The following is a 23,646-nucleotide window of genomic DNA, read 5'->3' on the forward strand; positions in this document are numbered from 1 at the left end:
TGAAGTAGGTTAGATCTACTTCCTGACCAGGCACCCCTTCGTTTAATACGATCTTTCTTTCAAAAAAATTAAACAGGGCAGGGTCTGATTTTTTTAAAAAGCCGGCAAGTCCTCGTGTATGTGCATCACTTTCCTTCTCCCAGAAGGTTTCACCATAATCATCCCAGAGCAGGAGGCTCGCCAGCAGCTTTTCTTTCTCTTTGGGATTGATATTATGGTCTTTCATATACTGANAGCCGGCAAGTCCTCGTGTATGTGCATCACTTTCTTTCTCCCAGAAGGTTTCACCATAATCATCCCAGAGCAGGAGGCTCGCCAGCAGCTTTTCTTTCTCTTTGGGATTGATATTATGGTCTTTCATATACTGATCTATTGCCTGCTCCAGCTGGGCAAGCTGAGCCATAGCGGTCTCCAGAGTCATCTGAGGTGTCTGACCATGATGCAAGACGGAGATGATGCCGAATCCGCTCTGGCATACGGTCCAGCTTCCTTCAAGCAAAGCCTGATAATGGCCGGCCAGCACATCGGTTTTGGCATTTTGCCACGGAATTTTAACGAGAGACGTACAGGCATTGCCTGTAACAAAGGCTCGTGCCTGCTGGATATTGCTGATGCTGTGCTCATCCATTACCGCAGGGTTGTAGGTTAAAAGATAGGGGCTGCTGCACGAACCGAAGCATCCAATACATGAGGCGTCAATATCTGTGATATTGGATAGCTTTTTATCTCCAGCATAAATATGGCGATGCTCAGGCACTTGCAAAGGAATGGGGTTGCTGCCATATTCGCAACTGAGGAGAGCGGTCTCGACGGCGTACGTTTTATCCATTTCATTCTCCTCTCATAGGGCTCGGACGGGCAAAATTTGTATTTCGGTAATGCCAGCCCTGCAAAGTCTTTCTAAAACCTCGGTATCTACAATCCAGCAGGCCTCCCTAACCTGATCAAGCATGAACCATTTGTTGAATCCGGCTTTCTGCCGATCAATGACGATTTCCTTCAAGGAGCCGTCTGGAAAATAGGTGGCAGCTTCATGCAGACATGGGAGGATGCGCGGTTGTATGAGCCAGTACACCTCTGTTCGGCCCTGCTCTAAATGTCCAACGGCGCAAGGGCGGTACAAGGTTTTGCTCTGGTAAACTTCAAATATTTTTTTAGCGGCGTCGCTAACCATGGCGACTGGTTTCTCGATGAAAGGGAGAAAATGAAGCTGCCCGCTATTATTTCTGGCTTTGACGGGGATGAACAATGGCTGCTCGCTCGTCCACAGCTCCTTCGTCACGTTCAGCTGTGGAAGGATGGCATTCTCCGTCCGGTTATCTTGTCTGATGCGAAAGTATTGCATGGATTTCCCTCCAGACGGCATCATTTTTTTCATTTTTAATGAAAAGCAGCTCGGTCTCCCCGCGGAAGACGCCGATTCGGAACTGTACCTCCCCTTCATAAGGCAAATGCTCATATTCGGGCGTATCCAGAATCGCTTCGATGGCCTCTTTGGCGATAAAGGCCATGAGCTTCTCATATTGCTTCAGCTCAATGAGAAAGATGCGTTCTACTTCCAGAAGGCTGATCTTCTGCACATATTTCTTGGCTGCTTGCTTGATCTGCTCATAGAAAGCGAAGAGTGGATCAAACAGCCAGTAAGGATGATAGGTTACTGCGGCGAGCTGCTTTCCGAGGTAATAGCCGTCGTCAAAAGCTTCAATGAGATAGGCTGGCCTAGAAAGCAGCACTTGGCTGAGCAAGAGTGAGTATTGGATATATGAAGCATTTATATGCTCGTTACTCTGGGCGCGCTGTTCCTGCAAAAACGTACAGCATCGCCGAAAGCCGGCTGCAAACTCGCTCAGTACCCCTTGCTTATGTTTAATAAAATAGTCCATAATTTGTCTGTATAATGCCTTAGCGGCGGGTAGTACGTCCTTTGCCAAATAATAGTCCAGAGCTTCTGCTGTATTCACCTAAATCCCCTCTTATTGCTGGTTTTTATAATGGTCGCTGATTGCAGACTGTATATCTTTCATATAGAGCTTGTTGCTCAGCTTCTTCTTGCTGAGCTTTAGAGCATGCACCGATACGCCGACTACAGGCAATCCGAGCAGTCCTCTCATGACGAGCTTCGTGAGCAATTGCTCGATTTCATCAGGCTTCTTAGCACCTGTAACAAGCATGGAAATCTCTCCTTTGCGTATTTCAATTAAGTATTCAATTTAATGTCGGTGCTTTTGATTTTAATTTCCTCCGGCGTGATCTCCATCTGGCTTTCGCCGCATTGCAGCGCGATTTTATCCGTAGCTTTCATATAAATCATTTCCTCAGCCGTAAAGCTGATGTCTGCTCCTGATTCAAATGTAATATCCATATCGGTGGAGATTGAAATGCCGCTTCCATCCGTAATGCGAATGAAGGTGCTGTCATTGCATACAATGGAGACGCTGGAGGAATTGTCGTCCAAAATAATCATTTTTCCGCCTTCCGTAACAATCATTTTCACCTTATTGTCTTCAGCTAGAGAACTGAATTCAAAGTTCGGCTTACTAGCCGCACTGGCTCCGCCAGTGCTTGCCGCTTGTATAGAAGGGGCTGCTTGCGTCGCTGACACCGCCGATATGCTTGTTGCGCTGCTTGCGTTTCCCGTTCCCGCGGTACTTTGTACCCGGCTTGCTCCCCCGGATGAGGAATGCTTGATCGAATTGATGACAAGCGCATCGGACTCATCCTTGGTTGGAAAGTGCACATTTACGCGATCACCTGTTTCGGGCATGCAATACCAGGTGGCGTAGAAGGTTGAATATTTAAGCCAATAGGCGGAGTTTTCGGATTGAGAGGGGTCGATGTCCAGATGAACCTTTAAAACATTGCGCGATACTTTAATGACGCTGCCCTGCAAGGTTAATCCTGCAATGGCTTCGTTAAACTTAGGTGGAGTGAAAAAGCCGTTTAAACGAGAAAGCTGATAAGTATGAGAGAGCAAATGGTTTTTGACCGTGGTGACGACCGATAGGACGTAATGAGTACGCTCTCTGTAAAGGACGGGTTCTCCCAGCTCTAACCATTTTGCATGCTCGCCAGTAATGGTTATTTCGTAGACGAGATAGTCGGATTCCTGAACGCTTGCCAGGTGGTTATTTGCATGGCTGCGAAACGCTTCGACATTTTTAAATACTTTCTCGTTTGCAGATTCCAGTCTGTATATGGCCGTGTTTTCTTCTACGCCGAGCACGAATTTGGGAGAGTTGAATGTAGAGTGAGCAATGAGCGGAATATAGAGCCGTGAAGCCATCCGCTTGATGAAGGACCAATCCGTTTCCTGATATTGCAGTGTAATACCGTTCAAAGTATCCCCAGCAGTGCCGTAGTGTAAAAAATCAGACTTGGGATAGTCTTCTAAAACCTCTTTAATCAGCTGCTCGTACGTCATATTCATATTTTGAAAGGAGCGCTGTTTGGTGACGATATCCATCAAATACGTATGTGAGAGTGCTTCAATGGTCAAATAATGGACAGCGCCAGCTTCAATGCCTTGCGCCTCTGCGTCCATATGAATGATAATGCCATGGAAAATCTTTCGATTGCTCTCGCTATTTTCATAGAACAGCTCAATGTCAGCATTCATACTGGCGGAACGCATCAGTTTTAGAACTGTTTCCTCGCTGGCTATACCTCTCAGCCGTACCTTGGTATGCTCATTCGGGTGCTTCTCCATCGTCAATGTCATATTTTCAAGCGGAAAAGCTTCCCCTTCATGTTTAATAGAAAGCCTTGCTGGGGCAGCTGGTCCACCGGCTGCTTTCTTTTGTTGCATTTTTAATGCTTGCATGATACTCCCTCCTAGCTGCTTTTTAAGTATAATCTTGTTATATCCATCTCTTTTATAGTATCGGAAGCAATAATTGTAAAATTTACACTTTCTTGAAATATGAGACTTTATAAGTTTCACCCTCGAAACGGTAGCTTTGCCGCCAAAGGGTGACGACAGCCGTTTCACCTTGAAATATAGGAAAGGGTATCCTAACACAATCCTTTCTCTATATTTCTCGGACTGAAACGCGCTGCGCCGCCAAAGGGTGGCGACAGCCGTTTCACCTTGCTCGTGCGAGAAATTTCCCGCCAAAAATGCCATAATAGTTAAAACAGCTGGCAGGGGGTGACAGAGCGATGACAGAGCGTGTATATTCTTTTCCTCCCGTCATTGATGAGCGGGCCCGCGTGTTGGTGCTGGGGACGGCGCCGAGCGTGAAATCTTTGGAGCATCGCCAGTTCTACGGTCATCCGCGGAACTATTTTTGGGGAATGGTGTACGGGTTGTTTGATGCTGGGGCGCCGGATGAGGATTATGCGAAGCGGCTCGCTTTTTTGCAGGAGCATCGGCTGGCGGTGTTCGACGTCATTGAATCCTGCGAGCGCGAAGGCAGCCTTGATGTGAACATTAAGGATGAGAAGCCGAATGATTTGCCTGCGCTGCTGGCGCAATATTCGGGGCTGCGCTGCTTTGCATTTAATGGTACGAAGGCGTACGATACGTTTCGAAAATATTTTCGCGAGCATCCGGCGTTTGACTCGCTGGCGCTGCTCAAGATGCCGTCCACGAGCCCGATTCCGACGCAGAAAATGCGAAATCTCGAAGATCGGATCGCAGCGTGGCGCGGCATTGTTCCTTTTCTAGAGGAGCAGTAATCAACGGTAATCGTTGAAATTGGAAGGATACGTGTATATAGTAGAAGCATACGTCAAGACTGAAGATACAGGAGCACGAGGATGTCAGAAAGAATGAACGTCAGCATTAAGCTGGAAAGCAGGCAGGATGGCGCTGTTCAGGTGGGTGAGCATCGCGGGGAGCTGTTTCGCAAGGATCGCTCGCTCTATATCCGCTATGAGGAGCCGATCGAGGGAGAAGCGAATGCGGAGCCAATCAGGTCGCTTATTCGCTATCGCCAAGGCGAGCTGCTTATTACGCGCAGGGGAGCGGTAGAATCGGAGCAGCTTTTCGCTGTGGGCGGCAAGCGGGCTGGGCGCTATCGGTCCCCATTTATGAATTTTCAAATGGAGACGGAGACGAAGCAGCTTGTGCTTCATGCGGCTGGCGCTGCTGCGGGAGAGCTGGTGGAGCCTCCTTTTTCAATAGAGTGGAAATATGATTTGTGGATTGACGAGCATTTATCTGGCCGATTTCATATTCGGCTGCATATTCAGGGGGAACAGTAACGATGAGTGGAAATGTATTAGAGCAATTGTATGAGCAGGTAAAAGCGGCTATTGCCGACGCGGCAGTAGCGGGCGGGCTCGCAGCGCGCGAGGAGCTGCCAGCATTCGTGCTGGAGGTGCCTAAGGATAAAGAGCATGGCGACTTGGCGACCAATGCAGCGATGCAGCTTACCAAGCTGGCGAAAAAAAATCCGCGGATGATTGCCGAAACGATTATCGCGAATCTCGATTATGCGAAAGCATCGATTCAATCGGCTGAAATTGCCGGCCCAGGCTTCATTAACTTCCGGATGGACAAAAGCTACTTGTACGCCGTCGTTGGCGAGGTAGTCGCAGGTGGCGACAACTACGGACGGACGCAAATCGGCGCAGGCAAGCGCGTGGAGATGGAGTTCGTCAGCGCGAATCCGACGGGCAGCCTGCATCTTGGACATGCACGCGGCGCAGCAGTAGGCGATGCACTGTGCAATGTGCTTGAATATGCGGGCTATGAAGTGACCCGCGAATATTATATTAACGATGCCGGCAATCAGGTGAACAACCTGGCGAAGTCGATTGAAGCGCGCTACCAGCAGGCGCTGGGCAAGGAAGCGGAGATGCCGGAGGATGGCTACCACGGCGCGGATATTGTCGGCTTTGGAGAGCTGCTTGCCGAGCAGGAGGGCGATCGTCTGCTGAGCTTGAGCACAGAGGACCGTCTGGAGTTTTTCCGCAGCTTCGGCCTGGAGCGCGAGCTGGACAAGATCAAGCATGATCTTAATCGCTTCCGCGTCGGCTTCGACATCTGGTACAGCGAAACGTCGCTTTACAAGAACGGCAAGGTTGAACAGGCGCTTGAGGCGCTCAAGGAGAAGGGCCACGTCTATGAGGAAGAGGGCGCAACCTGGCTCGACACGATGCCTTTCGGCGACGATAAAAACCGCGTGCTCGTCAAAAATGACGGCTCCTACACGTATTTGACGCCGGACATCGCGTACCATATGGACAAGTACAGCCGCGGCTACGACCGTATGATCAACATTTGGGGCGCAGACCACCACGGCTACATTCCGCGCGTTAAAGCGGCGATGGAGGCGTTAGGCAACGACCCAGGCAAGCTGGTCGTGTTGATTGCCCAGATGGTCAGCCTGTTCCAGGACGGCGAAAAGGTGAAAATGTCCAAGCGTACCGGCAAAGCGGTTACGATGCAGGATTTGATGGATGAGGTAGGCGTAGACGCCATCCGTTATTTCTTCACGATGCGCAGCATGGACTCGCATCTGGATTTTGATATGGATCTCGCGATTTCTACATCCAACGAGAATCCGGTGTTTTATGTGCAATATGCGCATGCGCGTATTTGCAGCATTTTCCGCCAGGCGCAGGAACAGAACCTCGCGCTGCTGCCGCTTGAACAGAACGACCTCAGCAAGCTAACGTCGGAGGCTGAATACGACCTGCTGCGCAAGCTCGGCGAGCTGCCGCAGGAAGTGGCGGAGTCGGCGGAGCAATATGCGCCGCATCGCATCATTCGCTATGTATATGAACTGGCCTCCCAGTTCCACAGCTATTACAGAGCAGAACGCGTCATTACCGAGGACGCGGCGCAGACTCAGGCGCGCCTTGCGCTGCTTGGCGCTATTCGCACCGTCATTGCGAATGCGCTCCGCCTCGTGGGCGTTTCGGCTCCTCAGCAAATGTAATATTCCCATGCAGACAAAGATCAGCCTTTGCGGCAGCGGTGGCAGACAGCTACCCTTGCAGCAAGGGCTTTTTTTCTTGAAAATGGTGCATAATACGTTTTAAAGAAAAATGCCCAGCCAAATAGCAGCGATTTAACTTTACTTTAACCAAGGAATGCTATTATACTAATTGTCGAAAAATGGACAACATCATAGAGAGCGAGGGAAAAGTCATGAGAGGCAATGAGTCCGATTTGCCTATTGTATCGATCGTCATGCCCTGCTATAACGAGGAAGAAGCGCTGCCGGAAACGGTGCGGCAAATGTCCCTGCTGCTGGAACGGCTGGTGAAGGAGAGAAAGGTATCCGAGCACAGCAAAATGCTGCTTGTAGACGATGGCAGCCGCGATAAAACGTGGTCGCTCATTGATTCCTTTCACCGGAGCAACCGTTTTGTGAGCGGGCTGAAGCTTTCCCGGAACGTCGGGCATCAGCGGGCACTTCTGGCGGGCTTGTTGACGGCGAAGGAGTATGCGGATTGCATTATTTCCATCGATGCCGATTTGCAGGACGATATTACGGTGATCGACCAGTTTATTGAGAAGTACAAGCAGGGCTATGAAGTCGTGTACGGCGTGCGGAACAAACGAACGACCGATACGATGTTCAAAAAGTTCAGCGCGCAATTTTTCTACAAACTAATGATTAAGCTTGGTGTAAACGTCGTTTATAATCATGCGGATTACCGGATGATGAGCAAGAAGATCGTTGATAAGCTGGAGGAGTACCAGGAGGTCAATCTATTCCTGCGTGGCATTATTCCTACCATCGGCTTCAAATCCGACAGTGTGTACTACGATCGTCTGGAGCGAACCGCCGGCGAATCGAAATACCCGTTGAAAAAAATGCTTATCTTCGCATGGGAGGGCATTACCTCCTTTAGCGTATCTCCTATCCGCGCAGTGTCGGTTGTCGGCTTTTTTATGTCGGTCATGAGCCTCGTGTTCGCCCTTTATGTATTCGTCAGGCATTTGCAGGGAAACACGGTATCCGGCTGGAGCTCGATGATTCTTTCGATTTGGTTCATTGGCGGCATTCAGCTGCTGTGCATTGGACTAATTGGCGAATATATCGGCAAAATTTACATTGAAACGAAGAAACGCCCGAAATACTTCGTGGAAACCGTGCTGCATAACGTTGTGCCAGCGGAAACGAAATCGCAGCAATTACAAGAGACGAGGTGACGAATGGAATCGCTGCTGCTTAAAGCAAAATCGAATACGCAAGTTTTGATCTTCCTGCTCTCCTTGTTTGTCATTACGAGAATATTGCTTTATTTTGCAGGCTTTCTCGGCATGAATCTGTTTCCGAACTATCAAATTCCGCCGGACTATACGGTCGTGCAGGGGCATGATTTCACATCGAGCCAGCTCTCGATCCAGACGGATATTTCACAGCTGAAGAAGCCGAGCTTCGAGGATCTAAGGAAATTTGACAGCGTATGGTACTTGGGAATTGCCGAAAATGGCTATGATACGTATAACATCAACGAATCGCATCCTAGTGCAAATTGGGTGTTTTTCCCTTTATACCCTTTGTTAGTCTTTTTGGTGGAGTCTATTTCTAAATACGATGCGACAGTCGTGGGATCGGTTTTATCGAATTTGTTTTTGCTCGTATCACTTTTTTATTTTTATGGCATTTGTTTAAAAAGAGGACTGAAACAGGAGCACGCTCAAGTCGCGGTGCTGCTGCTGCTCATTTTTCCGACCGCCATCTTCTATGCCGTGCCTTATACAGAGAGCCTGTTCCTCATGCTGTCGCTAATGACCGTCTATTATGCGATGCAAAAACGATATTTTCTCGCGTTTCTGTTCGGGGGCTTGTCCGCTGTGACGCGCAATTTGGGCTTCGTCAACTTGTTTTTCGTTGTGGGTACGCTGTTGATCGAACACAGGCTGTACCGTTTCAAGTGGAAGGACACGAAGTATTTAGGCTATGCAATCATTTCGGCGCTGCCGCTAGCCGGTTATCTGTTGTACATGAAATGGCTTACTGGCGATATGCTGGCTCCGATTACCGAGCAAAGCATCAACTGGTATCGCAAGACGGTTGCTCCGTTCTCGAACTATATTCATTTTATCCAAAAGCCTTATTTCTCAGGAAATGGCGGCTGGGAAAATGGCCTGCTTGCCTTTATTATCGCGAATGCCGTCCTCGTCATTTTTGCTGCCTTTCTTATTATGCGCTGGAAAGATATTCGCCGTAATGCTCATGAATGGCTGTTTTTTGCCTATGGATTGCTGCTTATGCTCATTCCGTTCGCCAGCGCCGAATTTTTGCAGAGCATTCCACGTTATGTCATGGTGGCGTTCCCCTTCTACATTTATTTTGCGGATGTGCTGAAAAATAATAAGGCGCTGCAAATGTTTTATTTCATGATGTTTTTCCTGCTTCATATTGTGTATGCGATTTGCTACTTTAATGGATATTTTTTCGTTGTATAAATTTATGAAAAAATAAATTGACGAAATTTGCGCTTAAGGTGTACAATAGCACCATATTACTTTAGCTCGTACTTTATACCTAGATCGTTTAACGAAAAGGCAAACTCAGGGAAACCTGATGTGCGCAAAGCTACAGGGGCTTCATTCCTAACGGAATATGCTCGCCAGCTACCGAATTCAACATCGATTCTTCCTTTATTAATCAAGGTAGACTTTGTTCTTTCGGGAGCAGGGACTATCTTTTTTTTATTGCTTACACGAAAAGGCAAACTCAGGGAAACCTGATGTGCGCAAAGCTATAGGGGCTTCATCCTTAAACAGGATATGCTCGCCAGCTGCCGAAGCCCGACATAGCCTCCTTTGCCTGATGAAGGTGCGGCGTGTTCTTCGGACCACGACCATCATTCGCTCGGGGGAGGAACTTACTATGAAAACTACAAAATTCGCTCTTACACTCCTTATGCTCGCTTCGACATTACTCTGGGCACTCCCTGCTAGCGCGCAAACCAACTTTTACAACGGAGCATGGATCGGCACTTGGCCGAACCAAAGCTTGAACAACATCGCTGCCTACGAGCAACTAATCGGTGGACACCAAGATGTTGTACATACTTTTGTCAACTCGAACCAAGGGATTAATGAATGGAAGGGCTTTATGGACTATGTAAATAATAATGGTTCGATTAACCTACTTACCCTTGAGTTTAAAAATAAAAATTACAAAGAATATTCGACTGCTGATATTAATAGAGGCGTAGTAGACGCTTACCTGAAACAAACGGCAAAACAACTGGTTAACTGGCAAGCAGCTAACAAAAACCCTGAAATTTGGCTTCGCATTTTCCACGAAGGCAATGGCAACTGGTACGGCTGGGGCGTTGGCGACAGCACAGTTAACACAAACGAGACTTACAAAGCGGCATTCCAACGTGTCGTTACGATTTTCAGAGAGCAAGGCGCAACGAATGTGAAATTCATGTACAACGTAAACGCTGAAAATGTTGGCAAAAACGCATCGTTTACAGCTATGTACCCAGGCGATGCTTACGTAGACCTGCTTTCGATCGATGGCTACAACTTTGGAACGAAAGAATCGTGGAGCTCGTGGAGAAGCTTTAACGACGTATTCTACGCTTCGTACCAAGCGCTGACAAGCATTTCGAGCAAGCCGATCATTATCGCTGAAACTGGCACAACAGAAAGCGGCGGCAGCAAAAACGAATGGGTTATTGATGCGATGAATCAAGTGCAATCGCCAGCGTACAGCCAAATTAAAGGCTTGATCTGGTTCAACGAGAACAAAGAGCTGGACTGGCATATCGATTCGTCGGCTGATAGCCTGAGCGCTTACCAAACGCTGCAAAAAACGCTTTAAAAGATTAGACGGGGCTAGTCGTCAAGTCCTGGTCTCAACTCTATCAAACACTGGCTGATATAATACTAAATAGGTATTCTGAGAAAACTCTAATTTCGCGTAAACCGCGTAAAATTAGAGTTTTTTCGCTTTTTTTCTACACTTTTGCCAATAAGATTACAATGTTAAGAAGAAAAATTAACTTTTAAAGGGGCAAGGATTGTGATAAGATAACTTTGAATTTGAGCCTTAGCCGCCAAAAATATCATATTTCCGGCCGATTTAACAAATATCGACAGCGAAATTAGACAGTATAGTCAATCCATGTTGTAGATTAGTCAGAAAAGGAATGGAATTATGGCGAATAAATAGAGCGCAAAGGATTGGGGTTATTTGAAAACAAAAGCTAGGTACATATTAACAACGCTATCCATTGCTATCATGATCGTGTATCTAGTATGGAGACTTGTACAAACACTCCCATCTGGCTGGTCATTAATTTTTGGATCGTTGTTACTATTTTTTGAAATCATTTCTATTTTTCAATCCGTTTTATTCCACATTCTTCTGCTAAAACCCACTGAAAGAAAGCCTGCGCCATTACCTGACAACCTTTATTCTGTGGATGTTACGATCGCTACCTACAATGAACCGCCATCCTTGGTTAGAAAAACCATACTTGCTTGTAAAAACTTGAATTATCCGGAAAATATGTTAAACATTTGGGTGTGTGATGATGGAAAGCGAGCGGAAATGAGAGAATTAGCCGAAGGTTTAGGCGTTCATTATCTCGATCGTCCCGGAAATGAACATGCTAAAGCGGGTAATTTGAATCATGCGCTGACGAAGATGAAGGGCGATTTGCTCCTTACTTTAGATGCCGATATGATGCCAAAACCGGATTTTTTACAGCGAACGGTAGGATTTTTTGCAGAGAATGAGAAGCTTGCTTACGTACAAACGCCCCAAGTTTTTTACAACGAAGATATTTTCCAATACAACTATTACCAAGGGCGCAACATTCCGAACGAGCAAGATATGTTTATGCGGCTTATTCAATCTGGAAGAGACCGTTTTAACGCTGTTATTTATGTGGGCAGCAACTGCATCTTCCGGCGCAGCGCCATTGACCATATTGGTGGTTTCGTTATCGGTACGATAACAGAGGATTTGGCTACAGGGATGAAGCTTCAATCCAATGGATTTGATTCTTATTGCTTGAATGAGGTGCTGGCACTAGGACTAACGTCTGAGTCCATATCCGATCAAATCAAACAGCGGGCCCGCTGGGCAAGGGGCACGATACAGACGACGAGGATGTCCAATCCGCTTGAGGCTAAGGGTTTATCTTTGATGCAGCGCCTGCTTTATTTCTCCAACCTGCTGTATTGGTACTTTGGCGTTACGCGCTTTATGTACATATTGTCTCCTATGCTCTTTCTGACCTTTGGTGTGGCGATTCTTGAAACAAGCTTGAAACAACTGCTTATTTTCTGGCTGCCGTATTTCTTGTTCTCGGTTACCGTTGTACCTTATTTAACGAATAAGAAGCTTAATGTGTTCTGGAACAATGTTTACGAGACGGCCATGACGCCAACGCTATTCCTCGCAGCCCTTCAGGAAACAATCTTCCGCAAGGCTATTCCCTTTGAAGTGACGCCGAAAGGCATTTATCAGAACAAAACGTCTATTAATTATCGTTATATGATGCCATTGTTTGTTCTGCTTGCGCTGTCGATTGTACTGATGGGTTTAAATGTGGGGCGTATTGCGGGTGCAGGAGAAAATGAATTGCAGCCTATGCTTATTAATTTATTTTGGCTCGGTTATAACGGAGTATTCCTGCTTCTCGCGCTGTTGCTTGGTTTTGAACGCCCGCGCATGCGGGAGGCGGAACGCTTTGCCAAGGAGCTGCCGCTCACGCTTCGTTATATGGATGATGAAGAGCTGAAGATGGAAAACGTCAGGACACTGGATATTAGCGAGACAGGCTGCCGTATTTATACGGACTCGATTTTGCCGCTCCCAGAGCGCATGGAGCTGGATATTCCGTTATCCCAGGACGCTATACGCGTAGCTGCCGAAAAAATATTTTATGATAAGCATGGCTCCGGATTTCAGGTGGGCTTCAAGCTTCATTGGAGCAACATTGATGAGGAGCGCAAATGGCTTGCTGAAGTATATGGCAGTGCGGATGAGTTCGTTAAGGGCATTTTCCAGGCGGGCGTATGGACTTCTGTGACCAGTTATCTTTCTAACTTCAAGTACACCTATAAGTCGATAAATCGCAAGTCCCCGAGAGTTAGGCTGAAGCGGCGCGCTTCGATCGTGGTCGATCAAGAAGAGCGCTACCGGACACAGCTGCTTGATATTAGCTACACGGGCTGCCGAATTGAGCTCCCGCAGAAGGCGGCGATGCATGAAGGCAAGAAGGTCAGGCTGCAAATTATCGGCTCGGCGTTCGAGGCAAACGGTCGTCTTATCCGCGTAAGCTGGGCCAAACGCAATAAGATGACAGCGGCCATTGTATTCGATGAAGCTTTTGATTTAAGCCTGCTGCTGGGGGAGTCCAGCAGCATACCGCCAAGCAAGGAGCTGCGTTCTGGCATTGTACCAGCAGAAGCGAACTCCAAGTCATAGACAGTCTGAATAGGAATGAACGCCAGGCTATGACGGGCGAATGATTGTTTTGCAAGGGGATGAGAGATTTGGAAATACACAGAATGGTTAAGCTGATCATCCGCAGATTGCCGTTTGTCATTATTCCGGCACTGCTGCTGTCAGTCGCAGTGGGCTATGTGAAAATGCAAAGTCCTCCGTCTTATAAGGCAACGGCTGAAATTGTAATAACCTCACAAGAGACAAGTGATAATTTCACTTCCATTCAAGGCAGTCTCAAGTTGATGGATACGTATAATGTGATTTTGAAAAATCCACTGATTTTGGAGCAGGTAATTGCGGCGCTTGGCCTGCCTTACAGCACAGATCAACTGGCTGCCAAAGTTAGCGCGAAAAGCGTCGAGCTCTCGCAGGTTATCCGAATTACCGTAACCGATGGTGACCGTAAGCAGGCAGCGTCCATTGCCAACACCATCGTTAGCGTGTTCCGTTCGCAAAGCTTGGAGCTGTTTAAAATCAACAACGTAGTTTTATTGCATAAAGCAAGTGCGGAGAAGGCGGTTTATGTGAACCCCAATCCGTTATTTTATGTGCTGCTAGCTTTTGTTGGCGGACTGATTATCCTATTGTGCTTATGGCTTCTGCTGCATATGATGTCGCGCAAGCTGCAGACAGCACCGGAGGTGCAAGCGATATTCGCCGAGGTTCCGATGGAAACGACGAAGCTCGCCAGCCGGGCGGAAGCTGCTATCCCGTTTTATGGGGGATGGCTGAAGCGCCGTGCGGCAGAGGAAGCGAAGTCGCGTGCAATGCGTTACCGCCATGTGATGGAGAGAAGCGGGAAGCGTACATTGGCCTTTGGAACGCTTGACCGCAAAGGTGCGAGCGGGAATATCAGCAAGCAGCTGGCGCAGAAGCTGGCTGTGGAAAGCAAGGTCGCTTGGGTGAGGTTTAACCCGAACGGCAAGCTGCCAAGTACGGCTTCCGGCAAAAAAGGCTATGCGGAATGGTCAATTAGCCCAGGCTTTTATGGCAAAATCAAAACCGCCGGACAGCAGTTGGATTACATCGAAGTATGCGTGGTAGGCGGAGGCCTTTCCATGAAAACGTCGGCTGAGGAATTGATGGCGCAGCTTCGGGATAGCTACGAAGTTGTAATCTGGGAATTGCCTTCTTATGTTCATTGCTCGGAAGCGCAGACGATTGCAGAGCTGGTCGATTGGCATACGCTCGTGATCAAGGAGAACCGGGTACTCGCTCCGGTTGCACAGGAATGGAAAAGCCGTCTTGCGGCAACGGATGTTCAGATAAATAGTATCGTGTTTATTGAAGTGTAACCACTTTTTATCTAACTTGGGAGGGATTTGCGATGAAAGTAACAAAAGCGATTATTCCGGCAGCCGGACTTGGAACGAGGTTTTTGCCAGCAACAAAGGCGATGCCGAAAGAGATGCTCCCCGTCCTGGACAAGCCAACGATTCAATATATTGTAGAAGAGGCCGTACAATCCGGGATTGAAGAAATTATTATTGTAACGGGTAAAGGCAAGCGTTCGATTGAGGACCATTTTGACAATGCGTTTGAGCTGGAAGCGAATTTGCTGAAAAATCAAAAGCTGCATCTGCTTGAGAAGGTACAGGAAATTTCCAAGGTCGACATTCATTATATTCGTCAAAAAGAACCAAAAGGTCTCGGGCACGCGATTTGGTGCGCACGCAAGTTTATCGGCAATGAGCCTTTCGCCGTGCTGCTCGGTGATGACATCGTTAAAGGCGAGACGCCATGCACGAAGCAGTTGATTGATGCTTTTGAGCAAACGGGCAAATCGGTTATCGGCGTACAGCATGTACCGGATAAAGAAACGGCGCGTTATGGCATCATTGATCCATCTGAGGTGAACGATCGTTTTATTAAAGTGAACAATCTGGTAGAGAAGCCGAAGCTGGGCACAGCGCCTTCCAACTTTGCCATTATGGGGCGGTATGTGCTGACGCCGGAAGTATTCAATCTGATTGAGCAGCAAGAGGTCGGAGCTGGCCAGGAAATCCAATTGACCGATGCGCTGCAAAAGCTGAACCAGGTCGAGGACGTACTCGCATATCTATTTGAGGGCAGACGCTACGATGTCGGTGAAATTCCGGGCTTTATTTTGACAAATGTAGAGTTCGCACTCGAACGTCAGGAGTTTTCCGCAGATTTAATTAAATCGCTTGAACAGATTTTAAGCCGTGCGAAAAGTGGAGTGAATGCATAATGAAAGTTACGATAATTGGTACAGGCTACGTTGGCCTGGTGAACGGCGCTTGCTTCGCAGAGAAAGGCCATCATGTCATTTGTGCCGACATTAACCAAAACAAAATTGACCAGCTGAATGACGGTCAAATTCCAATCTATGAGCCGGGCCTTGCTGAATTGGTACACGCGAACCGCCAAGCGGGAAGACTTGCCTTCTCAAGCGACGTGGAAGCGGCTATTCAGGCTTCGGATATTATTTATATTGCAGTGGGCACGCCAATGTCGCCAACCGGCGAAGCGGATCTGACTTATGTTGACGGTGTGGCCGAGACGATTGGGAAGTCGCTGAACGGCTATAAAGTCGTCGTGAACAAAAGCACAGTGCCTGTTGGAACAGGCAAACGGGTAGAGTCGATCATTCGGGGGCATCTAGGCGGAAGAGAGGCAGGCTTTGATGTCGTATCCAATCCGGAATTTTTGCGTGAAGGTACGGCCATTAAGGATTGCATGAATATGGAGCGCGCTGTCATCGGCGCTGAAAGTAAACAGGCGATGCAGCTCATTCGCGAGCTCCATGAACCATTCAACACGACCATTGTCGAGACCAACATTGAAACGGCTGAAATGATTAAATATGCCAGCAATGCCTTCCTCGCGATGAAAATTTCCTTCATTAACGATATTTCCAATATTTGCGAGCGGGTCGGCGCGAATGTCGTCGATTTGTCTTATGGGCTTGGTCTGGATAGCCGCATTGGAAATAAATTTTTAGACGCCGGTATCGGATTTGGCGGTTCTTGCTTTCCGAAGGATACCGAAGCACTCATTTCCATCTCTAAAAATGTCGGGTACGAATTCAAGCTGATTGAATCCGTTATTACGACGAACAAAAATCAGCCGATCCATTTTGTGCAAAAAATCGATACAATTGTAGGTTCTGTCGCAGGCAAAAAAATTGCTGTGCTCGGTCTGGCGTTTAAGCCGGAGACAGATGATATGCGCTCTGCGCCTTCGATTCCGATCATTCGTGAGCTTATCAGCCGCGGTGCTGAAGTGCATGCATATGATCCGGTAGCGGTTGAACAAGCGAAGCTGGTTATTGGCACGGATGTTGTTTATTCGGATGATCTGCTGCAAACGGTTGACGGCTGCGATGCCTGCGTCATTTTGACCGAGTGGCCGCAAGTGGTGAAGATGGATTTGGATGAAGTGAAAAAGCGGCTTAAGCAGCCGATTTTGATCGACGGACGCAACATATTTGATTTGGCAGAGATGGAGAAGCGGCAATTCGTGTATGCTTCCATCGGACGCCCGGATATAAACGCTTATGCCAGCCAAATCGGATAATCACCTGTCGGAAGCTGGCTTGACCCGCAGAACCCGCAAGGGCTTTCTGTGGGCATTCACGGGAACCGGATTGCAAAATGTCATCCAGATGGTCGTGCTTGTCGTCCTTGCCCGCTTCGTCGGTGCCGAGGAGTTTGGACTCATTAATATGGCGCTCGTAATCGTCAGCTTCTCGACCTTGTTTGCCAGTATTGGTGTAGGTCCGGCCATTATTCAGCGCAAGGAAATTAACACGGTCGACTTGCAGGTTTCCTTCTTTATTTCTTCAATGCTTGGCGTTGTAGTGGCAGCGGTGCTTTGGCTGTCTTCTGATCTGCTGGCAGGTTTTTTCAAAATGCCGCAGCTTGCAGAAGTGCTGGGCATATTGGCGCTCGTGTTTCCGCTCAATGGCGTTGCCATTGTATCTGAAGCTTTGCTGCAACGGGAGCTGAAGTTCCGTCAGCTATCGCTGTCGCAAATCGTATCTTATACGGCGGGCTACGGCATCGTCGGCATTACGCTCGGTGTGTATGGCTATGGCATTTGGGCGCTGTTAGCAGCGCATTTGGTGCAGACGGCTATCCGCTTTACGATGCTGATTGCCGCACAGCCGCCCCGGTTTCTGCGGGAAAAGACGAGTGGACATGCACAGGCAGCGAAATCGCTGCTGCGATTTGGCGGTGGCGCAACCATCGACAGCCTAAGCAATTATTTGGCGGTCCAAAGCGATAATTTGATCATTGGCCGCGGGCTTGGCGCAGCTGCGCTGGGATTGTACGGCAGAGCCTATCAGCTGGCAGTGCTTCCGGCTACGCTGCTTGGGCAAGTGCTCGATAAAGTGCTGTTTTCGTCGATGTCCAAGCTTCAGGATGATCTTCAGCAGCTAAAAGCCTCTTATATTAGAAGCATTTCTTATACATCCCTGCTTGTTGCTCCTATTAGCGTCATCTGTTATTTGCTAGCTCCCGAGATTGTCGCTGTCGTTCTGGGAAGCGGGTGGACGGAGGTCGTGATTCCATTCCAAATTTTATGCGTTGGCATGTTATTCCGTACAACTTACAAAATCAGCAATTCACTCGTATTGGCAAGAGGGTATGTGTACAAACGGGCTTCACGGCAGGTGCTTTATGTTCTGCTTGTTATCGCGGGCGCAGGGATTGGCATGCGCTGGGGCTTGTCCGGGGCCGCTTTCGGCGTTTTAATTGCCATAAGCTTGCACTACTTCAATATGCTGTACTTGTGTAAGACGATTTTGTCGTGCACGTGGCGGGAGCTGGGGAAGGCGCATTTGCCTGCGCTGCTCGGCAGTGTGTGGACGCTGATTGGCTTATATGCCGTGACGGAGGCGATCAGGCCGCTTGGGATGGTCAGCTTTGTAAATCTTGCAGTGTCAGGCATTTTTGCAATGGTATGGTTTGCAGTGGTTGTGCTGCTGTTCCCTAAAGCGATGGTACATACGAGCAGAACGGCGCTCCGGGGCAAAATGCAGCAGGTGCTGGGCAAGGTGCGCAGAAAACGGCAAGCTTAAATTTTCAGGCAGAAGGTGGTTTACAATGGTTCAACATAAGGTGGTTCATATGACAACGGTGCACCATCCGATGGATACCCGCATTTTCCATAAAGAATGCGCCTCGCTCGCGAATGCGGCCTATGATGTGACGCTGATTGCGACGGACCATCCGGATCTGGACCGAGTAAAACCGGCTTTCAAGCTGATCAAGCTTCAGAAAGCAGCGAACCGCTGGGTTCGTATGACGAAGAACAGCTGGCAGGCATACCGGCTCGCCAAGCAGCTTGAGGCGGATGTGTACCATTTTCATGATCCCGAGCTGATTTGGGTAGGGTGGCTGCTCAAAAATAAATCCAATCATGTCGTTTACGACATCCACGAGGATTACGAAACGGGCATTCGGCAGAAAAAATATTTGCCGGTGTGGGCTAGAAATACGCTTGCGAGCATTTATCGCATCGTAGAGAAGCTTTGTATAAATCAGTTCGAAATTGTGCTGGCAGAAAAATATTACCGGGACAAATATTTGCGCGGCGTAGATGTGCTGAACTATCCGATCCTGCAGCCGATGGCGGACAAGCCTGCTGCAGACGCGCAAGCTGGCGCAGCGCAGCACGATGATGCCATTCATCTGCTGTACACGGGCAATGTCACGCTGGATCGCGGCTCCGAGCTGCATGCTCAGATAGCGAAGCTGGATGAGCGCATTCATGTGCATTATGTAGGCAAATGCGCGCAGCCGATTGCAGACCGGGTTGCCGAAGCTGCCGGTGCTGCGGCGGATCGCGTAACGATCGACGGTGTGGAGAAGTTTATCGCCCGCGAAGCGATTGACGCTTATTACGCCGAGAGCCGCTGGCTGGCGGGTCTCGCGCTGTTTCCGCCGACGGAGCATTATGCGAAGAAAGAGCTGACGAAGTTTTTTGAATATATGAATGCAGGGCTGCCGATCATTTGCTCCAATTTTCCAAGCTGGGAAGCATTCGTGAACCTTCATCAATGCGGCATTGCGGTCGATCCTAACGATGGGCTGGCTGTACTGCGAGCGATTAATGAACTAAAGAACGACCCGGCGAAAGCGGCGAGAATGGGACGTAATGGCCAGCGGGCCGTACGCGAACAGCTGAACTGGGTGCATGAAGAGAACAAGCTGCTTTGTTTCTACTCGCAGCTGCTGACCAAATAGAGTCTACAATTATAGTGAGTTGGTATAGGAGGAGAGAAGAGAGATGTGGAAAAAAAGAATTCCACTCTTGTTATTCGTTGATATTTTAACAAGTACGCTCATCACATTAATCTGCTTCGCCTTAATGTATGAAGGCGAAGGAGCGAGCTACTGGCATGCGGTGCTTATTTTTGCGCCTGTCCTGTCTACATCAACGATTTTATTCATGCTTCGTTACAATTTGTACCAGCGAATATGGAAGTATTCGAGCGTCGGCGAGCTTGTGTCGATTTTCAAAGCGGTCACGTTGGGCGTTATCGTCAGCGGACTGTTGTTTAGCGTTTTGAAGTGGGAGTGGGTGGATCTAGCTCTGCTGCTGTTCATCTTCCAATCTTCGCTGATCGTTAAAGGCAGCACGCGCTTTGCGCTGCGTCTCAGAAGCGATACCTACAACAAAAAAGGCACTGGCGATATCAAAGTATTGATTATCGGCGCAGGCGACTGCGGCTCGATGGTGGCTAAGGAAATTAAGCAAAACAAATACATCAACAACAGCTATCCGGTTGGTTTCATTGATGATGATGAGCAGAAGCGGGGCAACCGCGTTGGCGGCCTTCGCGTACTAGGCAATCGCAATGATATCGCCGCAGTTGTCGAGAAGCATGAGATCAACCACATCATTATTGCGCTTCCGGCGGCAAGCAAGAAGGATATTTCCGAAATTATCAATCTCTGCAAGGAAACAAGCTGTGAGCTGAAAATTGTACCGCGGCTGGACGACATTATTCTCGGCAAAGTGACGGCATCGTCGATTCGCAATGTCGAAGTAGAAGATTTGCTCGGCAGAAGCCCAGTGGCTATCGATCTCGAAGGCATCGCGAATTACGTGGAAGGCAAGGTTGTACTGGTGACGGGAGCAGGCGGCTCCATTGGTTCAGAGCTGTGCCGCCAAATTGCGCCGTTTAAGCCAGGCAAGCTGCTGCTGCTCGGTCATGGGGAGAACAGCATCTATCAAATTGATATGGAGCTGGGCAAGACGTTTAAGGAATTGCAGACGGAGGCGATTATCGCCGATGTACAGGACCGGGAAACGCTGTTCGCGCTGTTTGGCGAATACAGTCCCCAAGTTGTATTCCACGCAGCCGCTCATAAGCATGTTCCGCTGATGGAGCGCAATCCGAAGCAGGCGGTCATGAACAATATTATGGGTACGAAAAATGTAGCCGAAGCCTGTGACCAGCACGGCGTGGAGCGATTTGTTCTTGTCTCGACGGACAAGGCGGTCAATCCAACGAGCGTCATGGGTGCGACGAAGCGTGTAGCGGAAATTATCGTGCAGTCGATCAGCTTTTACAGCAAAACAAAATTTGCAGCTGTGCGATTCGGCAACGTATTGGGCAGCCGGGGCAGCGTCATTCCGCTGTTCAAAGCGCAAATTGCCGAGGGCGGCCCGGTTACCGTAACCGATCCGGAGATGATTCGTTATTTTATGACGATACCGGAAGCTTCCCAACTGGTCGTGCAAGCAGGCGCCTTCGCCAAGGGCGGCGAGGTATTCATTCTCGATATGGACAAGCCTGTCAAAATTTATGAGCTGGCCAAAGACTTAATTCGCTTATCCGGCTTCGAGCCGTACCGCGATATTGACATTAAATTCACCGGCCTGCGACCGGGCGAGAAAATGTATGAAGAGCTGCTGACCGATGCTGAAGGCATGTCGGCTACACTCAACAACCGCATTTTCATCGGTAAGCCAATGGCGCAGGATATTGAGCCGGTCATGCTGGAGCTTCAGCATTTGGAAGGCATTATCCGTTCGGATTTGTCGGAGGTTAAAGCCTTCGTGAAGCGGACGATAACATCCCAGAACCGCAGCGCAGTATAGCTTTACAGCATACTTTTAAGAAGGAAAGAGAGGGTGGTCACTGATGTTAAAATCGAATGCATTTGGGGCCACGCTCTTGCCTGGCGCCAAGCGGAAGTGGGGGGCTTTGGCTGCCCCGTTTGCGATATTGGCGTCAGGGGAATTTCTGCTGGGCGTATTTTTATTATCCGGCTATATTAAATCGGGCATTTCCTTTCCCGTCGACTTAACCTTTTTTCTAATGGCAGTGACGATGCTTCTTTATTTTGTTCGCCTTATGCAATCCCAAGAGCTGCCGAAGCCGGCGCTAATTCCGCTGCTGCTGTTTGTGCTGCTGATTGGCTACATTTTGTTCAGCTTTTCTTATTCGACAAGCTATTCCTTCGCGATTCAGAAAACATCCCGTTTCATGCTGCTGACCGCCTGGTCCTTCATCGGGCCTTTTTTGCTTATTCGTGATAAAAAAGGGCTGGAGCGATTTTTCGTCGGCATTATTGCCGTCTCCTCGCTAATGACCTTTTATTGCCTGCAGATGTTTCTGGAGAAGCTGCAAGCTGGCCAATTCATTGGACAGATTGAGGTGCTTGGCTCGGATTATCTGTCGCTTGGCCGAACGAATGGCATCGCGGTTATCGCCTTGATCGGTTTATATTTATACAATCCGCTGCTGCGGACACCGGCCAAAATTGTCGCCAGCCTGTTTCTGGCGCTTACCTTTCTATCGGTTGCCGTCAGTGGTGCCCGGACGCCGCTTATTACGCTGGTCGGAACGATCGTGCTAATTATGTTCCTGTCTGTGAAAGTGAACCGGGGCAAAATTACCTTCTCCAAAGGAGTAGGCACGCTTTTTTTCATTATTTTGCTGCTCGCTGCGCTCGCAGTACCACTCGTAGCTTCTGGCGTAATGGACACCTTCATTTATCGCATCTCGGTGCTGTTTAATCAGCCGGGAGGCGGAGAATCGGCGGAAGGCCGGGTGGAGCGTTATGCGGTAGCGTGGCAAATGATACAGGATCATTTTTTCTTCGGCGGCGGTATTGGCAGCTTTACGATCGCTTTCGCCCATGAGGATGTATCGAATTATCCGCATAATATTTTTCTGGAGCTGTGGAGCGAGCTTGGGCTTGCTGGCGTATTGCTGTTTCTGGCGATATTCTGGGGAGCGGTTCGAGCAGCTGCGCACTTTATAGCTGGTAAAATGACAGACCGCTTCACTTTAGTTACTGTTTTCTCGGTAGTGTTCCTGTTCCTGAACGCCAATGTGTCTGGCGATTTGAATGAGAACCGATTGTTGTTCTGTTACGTAGCGATAGCCTGGCTGCTGCCCTATGCTACGCTCCAAGAGCGCAAGCCGCTGGATTTATTCAGGAAGTAGGCAGTAAGCCTGCCCGCACCGCAAGCACCTAATGATAAGCTGGAGGGATATTCGTGTCTAATTTGATGGACCCGGTCGTTACGATTGTAACGCCGTCCTACAACTGCTCGCGTTTTATTAAGGAAACGATTGCTTCGGTCAAAGCCCAGACATTCACCGATTGGGAAATGATTATCGTGGATGATTGTTCATCGGACAATTCCTGCGAGATTATTGAAGCGGAAGCTGCGCTGGACAGCCGGATTAAGCTGCATCGCTTGCAGAAGAACAGCGGAGCGGCGGTAGCCCGCAATACTGCGATGAATTTGTCGAGGGGCCGTTATCTCGCCTTTCTGGACAGCGATGATTTGTGGCTCCCGACGAAGCTGGCGCTGCAGCTTGATTTTATGCGTACGCAGGATATCGGTTTCTCCTTCACGAGCTACCGGGTGATGTCGGAGGAAGGGGAGCTGACGGAGCGTGTGATCGGAGTAGTTCCTTCTATTAATTACGATACGTTATTGAAAAATACGATTATCGGCTGTTTAACCGTCATGCTGGATCGGCATAAGCTCGGCCAGGTGCAAATGCCGAACATTCGGGCGAAGCAGGACACGGGCATGTGGCTGTCGATTTTGAAAAAAGGGCATTTGGCCTACGGCCTGCCCGTTGAGCTGAGCTACTATCGCCTCGTGAAAGGCTCGATTTCAAACAATAAAGTGAAAGCCGTCTACAAAATGTGGCGTCTGTACCGCGATGTAGAGAAGCTGAACCCGTTAAAAGCCTTATGGTGCTTGACGAATTACGTTAAAAACGCCGTGTTTAAGAGATTGTAGAGATAGATGC

The 23,646-nt window shown here is 48.7% G+C and carries 20 protein-coding genes, 1 pseudogene and 2 riboswitches; of the genes and pseudogenes, 15 read left to right on the plus strand and 6 right to left on the minus strand.

Going from position 1 to position 23,646, the window contains the following annotated elements; all coding sequences use genetic code 11:
• From ASF12_RS35730 to ASF12_RS18145, 6 genes and pseudogenes are all read right to left on the minus strand, one after another.
• Positions 1-226, minus strand: a 226-nt coding sequence (locus ASF12_RS35730) for a hypothetical protein (RefSeq protein WP_235533202.1), incomplete at its 3' end; no start/stop codon positions are given.
• Positions 227-234: 8 nt separating this feature from the next.
• Positions 235-829: pseudogene (locus ASF12_RS36580) on the minus strand (PAAR-like protein); the annotation flags it as partial.
• Positions 830-841: 12 nt separating this feature from the next.
• Positions 842-1,345: a hypothetical protein gene (locus tag ASF12_RS18130; RefSeq protein WP_056037562.1), complete on the minus strand. Its 504-nt coding sequence runs from the start codon at positions 1,343-1,345 to the stop codon at positions 842-844.
• Entirely contained in the window at positions 1,317-1,961 is a 645-nt protein-coding gene (locus ASF12_RS18135; protein ID WP_056037565.1) for a hypothetical protein, read from the minus strand. The genes ASF12_RS18130 and ASF12_RS18135 overlap by 29 nt, the downstream gene beginning before the upstream one ends.
• A gap of 12 nt (positions 1,962-1,973) precedes the next feature.
• A complete protein-coding gene (locus ASF12_RS18140) occupies positions 1,974-2,171 on the minus strand; it encodes a hypothetical protein (protein ID WP_056037568.1) in 198 nt (65 codons plus the stop codon).
• A gap of 26 nt (positions 2,172-2,197) precedes the next feature.
• On the minus strand, positions 2,198-3,820 hold the full coding sequence (locus ASF12_RS18145; protein WP_056037570.1) for a contractile injection system protein, VgrG/Pvc8 family: 1,623 nt from the start codon (positions 3,818-3,820) through the stop codon (positions 2,198-2,200).
• A gap of 338 nt (positions 3,821-4,158) precedes the next feature.
• Between ASF12_RS18145 and ASF12_RS18150 the strand changes: the two genes are divergently transcribed.
• From ASF12_RS18150 to ASF12_RS18220, 15 genes are all read left to right on the plus strand, one after another.
• Positions 4,159-4,677: a DNA-deoxyinosine glycosylase gene (locus ASF12_RS18150; RefSeq protein ID WP_056037573.1), complete on the plus strand. Its 519-nt coding sequence runs from the start codon at positions 4,159-4,161 to the stop codon at positions 4,675-4,677.
• Between the two features lie 81 nt (positions 4,678-4,758).
• Positions 4,759-5,205, plus strand: coding sequence for a DUF1934 domain-containing protein (locus ASF12_RS18155; RefSeq protein ID WP_056037576.1), 447 nt, complete (start codon positions 4,759-4,761; stop codon positions 5,203-5,205).
• A gap of 2 nt (positions 5,206-5,207) precedes the next feature.
• Positions 5,208-6,887, plus strand: a complete 1,680-nt coding sequence (argS, locus tag ASF12_RS18160) for an arginine--tRNA ligase (protein ID WP_056037578.1) — start codon at positions 5,208-5,210, stop codon at positions 6,885-6,887.
• A 212-nt stretch (positions 6,888-7,099) separates the two neighbouring features.
• The gene (locus ASF12_RS18165; protein ID WP_155973267.1) at positions 7,100-8,110 is read left to right on the plus strand and encodes a glycosyltransferase family 2 protein; all 1,011 of its coding nucleotides are present in this window, start codon (positions 7,100-7,102) and stop codon (positions 8,108-8,110) included.
• A gap of 3 nt (positions 8,111-8,113) precedes the next feature.
• Positions 8,114-9,373, plus strand: coding sequence for a mannosyltransferase family protein (locus tag ASF12_RS18170; RefSeq protein WP_056037583.1), 1,260 nt, complete (start codon positions 8,114-8,116; stop codon positions 9,371-9,373).
• An 88-nt stretch (positions 9,374-9,461) separates the two neighbouring features.
• A riboswitch (cyclic di-GMP riboswitch) is annotated at positions 9,462-9,549 on the plus strand.
• 78 nt (positions 9,550-9,627) lie between these two features.
• A riboswitch (cyclic di-GMP riboswitch) is annotated at positions 9,628-9,716 on the plus strand.
• A gap of 84 nt (positions 9,717-9,800) precedes the next feature.
• On the plus strand, positions 9,801-10,748 hold the full coding sequence (locus ASF12_RS18175) for a glycoside hydrolase family 26 protein (RefSeq protein WP_056037586.1): 948 nt from the start codon (positions 9,801-9,803) through the stop codon (positions 10,746-10,748).
• Between the two features lie 420 nt (positions 10,749-11,168).
• Positions 11,169-13,367 carry a glycosyltransferase gene (locus ASF12_RS18180; RefSeq protein ID WP_081418899.1) on the plus strand — a complete coding sequence of 733 codons (2,199 nt, stop codon included), beginning with the start codon at positions 11,169-11,171 and terminating at the stop codon, positions 13,365-13,367.
• Between the two features lie 68 nt (positions 13,368-13,435).
• A complete protein-coding gene (locus ASF12_RS18185) occupies positions 13,436-14,683 on the plus strand; it encodes a Wzz/FepE/Etk N-terminal domain-containing protein (RefSeq protein WP_162241911.1) in 1,248 nt (415 codons plus the stop codon).
• A gap of 32 nt (positions 14,684-14,715) precedes the next feature.
• Positions 14,716-15,600, plus strand: coding sequence for a UTP--glucose-1-phosphate uridylyltransferase GalU (gene galU / locus ASF12_RS18190; RefSeq protein ID WP_056037596.1), 885 nt, complete (start codon positions 14,716-14,718; stop codon positions 15,598-15,600).
• Positions 15,600-16,928, plus strand: a complete 1,329-nt coding sequence (gene tuaD / locus ASF12_RS18195; protein ID WP_056037599.1) for a UDP-glucose 6-dehydrogenase TuaD — start codon at positions 15,600-15,602, stop codon at positions 16,926-16,928. The genes galU and tuaD overlap by 1 nt, the downstream gene beginning before the upstream one ends.
• Positions 16,909-18,435 carry a lipopolysaccharide biosynthesis protein gene (locus ASF12_RS18200; RefSeq protein WP_056037602.1) on the plus strand — a complete coding sequence of 509 codons (1,527 nt, stop codon included), beginning with the start codon at positions 16,909-16,911 and terminating at the stop codon, positions 18,433-18,435. Before tuaD ends, ASF12_RS18200 begins: the two co-directional genes overlap by 20 nt.
• A 25-nt stretch (positions 18,436-18,460) precedes the next feature.
• Positions 18,461-19,603: a glycosyltransferase gene (locus ASF12_RS18205; RefSeq protein ID WP_056037603.1), complete on the plus strand. Its 1,143-nt coding sequence runs from the start codon at positions 18,461-18,463 to the stop codon at positions 19,601-19,603.
• A 43-nt stretch (positions 19,604-19,646) separates the two neighbouring features.
• Positions 19,647-21,467 (plus strand): polysaccharide biosynthesis protein, encoded by a 1,821-nt coding sequence (locus ASF12_RS18210; protein WP_056037606.1) that lies wholly within the window; start codon positions 19,647-19,649, stop codon positions 21,465-21,467.
• Positions 21,468-21,510: 43 nt separating this feature from the next.
• Positions 21,511-22,821, plus strand: coding sequence for an O-antigen ligase family protein (locus ASF12_RS18215; protein WP_056037609.1), 1,311 nt, complete (start codon positions 21,511-21,513; stop codon positions 22,819-22,821).
• 65 nt (positions 22,822-22,886) lie between these two features.
• Positions 22,887-23,636 carry a glycosyltransferase family 2 protein gene (locus tag ASF12_RS18220; RefSeq protein WP_056037664.1) on the plus strand — a complete coding sequence of 250 codons (750 nt, stop codon included), beginning with the start codon at positions 22,887-22,889 and terminating at the stop codon, positions 23,634-23,636.
• The last annotated feature ends 10 nt before the right edge of the window (positions 23,637-23,646 follow it).

The sequence above is a fragment of the Paenibacillus sp. Leaf72 genome (genome assembly GCF_001422685.1).
Lineage (GTDB): Bacteria > Bacillota > Bacilli > Paenibacillales > Paenibacillaceae > Pristimantibacillus.

Bases quoted from the DNA above. Each gene is read 5' to 3' on its own strand.
- ASF12_RS18130 (WP_056037562.1), bottom strand. From the start codon at position 1,345: ATGCAATACTTTCGCATCAGACAAGATAACCGGACGGAGAATGCCATC.
- ASF12_RS18140 (WP_056037568.1), bottom strand. From the start codon at position 2,171: ATGCTTGTTACAGGTGCTAAGAAGCCTGATGAAATCGAGCAATTGCTC.
- ASF12_RS18145 (WP_056037570.1), bottom strand. From the start codon at position 3,820: ATGCAAGCATTAAAAATGCAACAAAAGAAAGCAGCCGGTGGACCAGCT.
- ASF12_RS18150 (WP_056037573.1), top strand. From the start codon at position 4,159: ATGACAGAGCGTGTATATTCTTTTCCTCCCGTCATTGATGAGCGGGCC.
- ASF12_RS18155 (WP_056037576.1), top strand. From the start codon at position 4,759: ATGTCAGAAAGAATGAACGTCAGCATTAAGCTGGAAAGCAGGCAGGAT.
- argS (WP_056037578.1), top strand. From the start codon at position 5,208: ATGAGTGGAAATGTATTAGAGCAATTGTATGAGCAGGTAAAAGCGGCT.
- ASF12_RS18165 (WP_155973267.1), top strand. From the start codon at position 7,100: ATGAGAGGCAATGAGTCCGATTTGCCTATTGTATCGATCGTCATGCCC.
- ASF12_RS18170 (WP_056037583.1), top strand. From the start codon at position 8,114: ATGGAATCGCTGCTGCTTAAAGCAAAATCGAATACGCAAGTTTTGATC.
- ASF12_RS18175 (WP_056037586.1), top strand. From the start codon at position 9,801: ATGAAAACTACAAAATTCGCTCTTACACTCCTTATGCTCGCTTCGACA.
- ASF12_RS18180 (WP_081418899.1), top strand. From the start codon at position 11,169: ATGATCGTGTATCTAGTATGGAGACTTGTACAAACACTCCCATCTGGC.
- galU (WP_056037596.1), top strand. From the start codon at position 14,716: ATGAAAGTAACAAAAGCGATTATTCCGGCAGCCGGACTTGGAACGAGG.
- tuaD (WP_056037599.1), top strand. From the start codon at position 15,600: ATGAAAGTTACGATAATTGGTACAGGCTACGTTGGCCTGGTGAACGGC.
- ASF12_RS18200 (WP_056037602.1), top strand. From the start codon at position 16,909: ATGCCAGCCAAATCGGATAATCACCTGTCGGAAGCTGGCTTGACCCGC.
- ASF12_RS18205 (WP_056037603.1), top strand. From the start codon at position 18,461: ATGGTTCAACATAAGGTGGTTCATATGACAACGGTGCACCATCCGATG.
- ASF12_RS18210 (WP_056037606.1), top strand. From the start codon at position 19,647: ATGTGGAAAAAAAGAATTCCACTCTTGTTATTCGTTGATATTTTAACA.
- ASF12_RS18215 (WP_056037609.1), top strand. From the start codon at position 21,511: ATGTTAAAATCGAATGCATTTGGGGCCACGCTCTTGCCTGGCGCCAAG.
- ASF12_RS18220 (WP_056037664.1), top strand. From the start codon at position 22,887: ATGGACCCGGTCGTTACGATTGTAACGCCGTCCTACAACTGCTCGCGT.